At 58.0% G+C, this 429-nt stretch carries 1 protein-coding gene; it reads left to right on the forward strand.

Annotated features, from left to right (window positions below; genetic code table 11):
- On the forward strand, positions 1 to 429 hold a 429-nt coding region (locus QU44_RS17085), incomplete at both ends, for a TonB-dependent receptor plug domain-containing protein (protein WP_033923613.1).

Below are 429 nucleotides of genomic sequence, written 5' to 3' on the forward strand. Positions count from 1 at the left end.
AGATCATCAGCATCGCCCCGCGATCGCTGGGCGAACTGTTTCGCAACATCCCGGGCATCCGCGTCGAAGCCGGCGCGGGTGAATCGCAGAACAGCTATACCGTGCGCGGTCTGCCGCTGGTCAATGGTGGCAGCAAATACATCCAGTTCCAGGAAGACGGCATGCCCGTTCTGGAGTTCGGCGATATGCAGGCGCTCACGCCTGATATTTTCATCCGGGCAGATTTCAATGTCGGCCAGGTCGAATCCATTCGCGGCGGTTCTGCTTCCACCTTTGCGTCCAACGCACCTGGCGGCGTGATCAACCTGATCTCTAAGACCGGTGAAGTCGAAGGCGGTTCGGTGATGGCCACCATCGGTGTGGATTATGAAAGCTATCGCACCGATTTCGATTATGGCGGGCAGCTTGGCAATGGCTGGCGTTTCCATG

Origin of the sequence: Sphingomonas sp. 37zxx, from assembly GCF_000786205.1 — a bacterium.
Classification (GTDB): Bacteria; Pseudomonadota; Alphaproteobacteria; order Sphingomonadales; family Sphingomonadaceae; genus Sphingomonas.